Source organism: Microcystis sp. T1-4, from assembly GCF_000297435.1.
Taxonomy (GTDB): Bacteria; Cyanobacteriota; Cyanobacteriia; order Cyanobacteriales; family Microcystaceae; genus Microcystis.
Genome location: NZ_CAIP01000121.1, coordinates 1 through 3,403, shown reverse-complemented (window position 1 = coordinate 3,403; position 3,403 = coordinate 1). Strand labels below are relative to the sequence as shown.

4 protein-coding genes are annotated in these 3,403 nt (G+C 48.4%); 2 read left to right on the top strand and 2 right to left on the bottom strand.

The window, feature by feature from the left end; genetic code table 11:
- Together MICAI_RS06950 and MICAI_RS26315 are read right to left on the bottom strand one after the other, a co-directional pair.
- On the bottom strand, positions 1–2,156 hold a 2,156-nt coding region (locus MICAI_RS06950; RefSeq protein ID WP_039899756.1), incomplete at its 3' end, for an ATP-dependent Clp protease ATP-binding subunit.
- Positions 2,157–2,256: 100 nt separating this feature from the next.
- Positions 2,257–2,415 (bottom strand): hypothetical protein, encoded by a 159-nt coding sequence (locus tag MICAI_RS26315; RefSeq protein WP_173915177.1) that lies wholly within the window; start codon positions 2,413–2,415, stop codon positions 2,257–2,259.
- Positions 2,416–2,718: 303 nt separating this feature from the next.
- Between MICAI_RS26315 and MICAI_RS06945 the strand changes: the two genes are divergently transcribed.
- A complete protein-coding gene (locus MICAI_RS06945; RefSeq protein ID WP_008199613.1) occupies positions 2,719–2,943 on the top strand; it encodes an addiction module protein in 225 nt (74 codons plus the stop codon).
- The gene (locus tag MICAI_RS06940; protein WP_008199612.1) at positions 2,940–3,236 is read left to right on the top strand and encodes a type II toxin-antitoxin system RelE/ParE family toxin; all 297 of its coding nucleotides are present in this window, start codon (positions 2,940–2,942) and stop codon (positions 3,234–3,236) included. The genes MICAI_RS06945 and MICAI_RS06940 overlap by 4 nt, the downstream gene beginning before the upstream one ends.
- The last annotated feature ends 167 nt before the right edge of the window (positions 3,237–3,403 follow it).

Sequence of the window (3,403 nt, the reverse complement as noted above, 5' to 3'; positions counted from 1 at the left end):
TTATTGAGTTGACGGAAGACAATAATCTCATCGAGACGGTTGAGGAATTCCGGACGGAAATACTGTTTTAATTCCTCATTAACCAGCGATCGAATGCGATTATACTGGGCCTCGGCTTGATTATCAGCAAACTCGAAACCTAAACCACCGCCACCCTTCTCGATCACCTTAGAACCGATGTTCGAGGTCATGATCAACAGGGTATTTTTAAAGTCCACCGTGCGACCTTTGGCATCGGTCAAACGTCCATCTTCAAGGATTTGCAGAAGCATATTGAAGACATCGGGGTGAGCTTTTTCGATTTCGTCGAATAGCACCACCGTATAAGGACGACGACGCACCGCTTCCGTTAATTGTCCCCCTTCGTTGTAACCAACGTAACCCGGAGGCGAACCGATTAACTTAGAAACCGTGTGCCGTTCCATGTATTCCGACATATCGAGACGGATCATCGCATCTTCAGAACCGAAGAAATAAGCGGCCAGAGCTTTAGTTAACTCGGTTTTACCCACCCCCGTTGGACCGGAGAAGATAAAGGAAGCAATGGGACGGTTAGGATTTTTCAGACCGACGCGAGCGCGACGAATGGCGCGGGACACCGCTTTAACCGCGTCCTCTTGACCGATGAGACGCTGATGTAGGGTATCTTCCATGTGCAGCAGTTTCTCGGATTCGGTTTCGGTCAGTTTATTGACGGGAACCCCAGTCCAAGAAGCGACGATGTGGGCGATTTCCTCGGCATCCACAAAGGGTTCATCGTTGCCATCTTCGCCTTTTTTGGTAGATGCGAGATTCCGGATCTGGGTTTTGATTTCCATTTCCCGATCGCGCAATTCCCCGGCTTTCTCGAAGTCTTGACCGCGCACCGCGTCATCTTTTTGTTTGAGAATTTGCCGCAGTTCCTTGTCTAATTCCTTGGCAGCCGGTGGCAATTGGGAATTAATCAAGCGCACTCTCGAACCAGCTTCATCGATTAAATCGATCGCTTTGTCCGGTAAGAAGCGATCGCTAATGTAGCGATCGGACAATTTCGCCGCCGCTTCCAGGGCCTCATCTAAGATTTTTAGTTTGTGGTGCTGTTCGTAGCGTTCCCGGAGACCGTAGAGAATTTCGATCGTTTCTTCTACGGAGGGTTCACCGACCATAACCGGTTGAAAACGTCTTTCTAGAGCCGCATCCCGTTCGATATGTTTGCGATACTCATCCAAGGTCGTCGCGCCGATACATTGCAGTTCTCCCCGGGCCAAAGCCGGTTTGAGAATATTGGCCGCATCGATCGCCCCTTCGGCTGCCCCAGCACCGATGAGAGTATGAACTTCATCGATCACAAGGATGACGTTACCCGCTTGGCGAATTTCGTCCATGATTTTTTTGAGGCGTTCCTCAAATTCGCCGCGATATTTGGTTCCCGCCACTAACAAGCCGATATCGAGGGTGACAACCCGTTTTTCTTCGAGAATGTCGGGAATATCCTTGTTAGCAATGCGTTGGGCCAATCCTTCTGCGATCGCTGTTTTACCGACCCCCGGTTCCCCGATTAGGACTGGGTTATTTTTGGTACGACGACCGAGAATTTGGATAACGCGCTCGATTTCCTTTTGTCGGCCGACCACGGGATCGAGTTTACCCTCGCTGGCCATTTGGGTGAGATTGGAACCAAATTCATCAAGAGTCGGGGTTTTAGTGCGACCTTGGGAAGATGAACCGGCGGCCACTTCGGCGGTTTCCCCTAACATTCTGATCACCTGGGTGCGAACTTTCGAGAGATCCACGCCGAGATTTTCCAGAACCCTAGCGGCCACACCTTCCCCTTCGCGAATTAGTCCTAAAAGGAGGTGTTCTGTGCCAATATAGTTATGGCCCAGTTGACGGGCTTCTTCGAGGGAGAGTTCTAAAACTCGTTTGGCTCTGGGGGTGAAGGGAATTTCCACGGCTACGAATCCGGAACCGCGACCGATGATTTTCTCCACCTCCACGCGCGCATCTTTGAGATTGACACCCATGGACTTGAGGACTTTGGCGGCAACTCCCGTTCCCTCTCCAATTAGTCCTAGTAAAATCTGCTCTGTTCCCACGAAGTTATGGCCAAGGCGGCGGGCTTCTTCTTGGGCGAGCATGATTACTTTAATGGCTTTTTCCGTAAATCTTTCAAACATAGCCTATCCATCACCTACACAAGCGACCCTAGATATGCTGATTTTAGCACGGCTTTTTAGTTTAGCTGTCTCTCAGTGATCAGTTATTGGGGAGCGGCTATTAGTTATAGTAGTTATAGCTCTGAAGATTTTTTCTGGGGTCAATGGCTCTTAGCTGACTTGCGGAGATGCCCGGAATCTCCCGGATTATGGTTTTAGCCCCCTGGAAACCTGCCGATAAGTTGTTCACCGTTGCATAATCTCCTAAAGTCGTGGTCATTCCCATCTCTCGATCGCTTGACTATCGATCGCCCATTTTCAGACCAAAACTCGAAGTATAAGCAGATTAAATATTACTACCTATTGACAAATGAGTATATATGTTGTAGGGCGGGGTGATATGCAGAAAGTTGACCTATATCGTTACCCCAGAGAGTGTTATGCAGAAAGTTGACCTATAATGTATAGTCAGGTCGCTTAGTATTTGAGTCATCACTATGTATGCCTAAACTAACGCTTCAAGTCCGAACCCATGACAACTTGTTAGAACTACTCGCTCAATCTGAATCGGGAGCTTGTCTGTATGGATATCGCGGCTACACTAAATGAAATTACAACTTTAAGTGTTGAGGATAGAATCCTTCTGGTTCAAGCGATTTGGGACAGTATTGCAGTGGAACAGGTGTATCCTGATTTAACCGAGGCGCAAAAACACGAACTCGATCAGCGGATTGAGGGTCATAATAATGATCCCGATAACGTCCTCACCTGGGAAGAGATGAAAGCATCAGTCAGAAAGCAAGCATGAAGTATGTACTGGTATTTCGTCCAGAAGTCCGTGACGACCTCAGGGATGCCTATGATTGGTATGAGAGTCAACAAGCTGGTTTGGGTGATGAATTTATTGATTGTGTAGATGACTTACTCAATCAGATCGGCATGATGCCAGAGTCTTATGCAATCGTTTATCTGGACATTCGACGAGCAGTCATCAGACGATTCCCATATGCTGTCTACTATCGAGTGATTTCAAGTCGGGTCGTTGTGACCGCAATTTTTCATGGTCGGCGTGATCCAAAGTCATGGCGATCGCGAACCTAACAACCCCAATGCACCGGACCATTGAGGTTATTGGTTAGCAATCTTGTAGGGTGCGTTCCCTAAGGCAACTTCTACCGCTTCAGCGATCGATTTTGGGGAACGCACCATGCACATTGATTGAAGCTGTGAGTCTAAGTGCGATGCAGCCTTTGTGGTCCCAGTTGGGG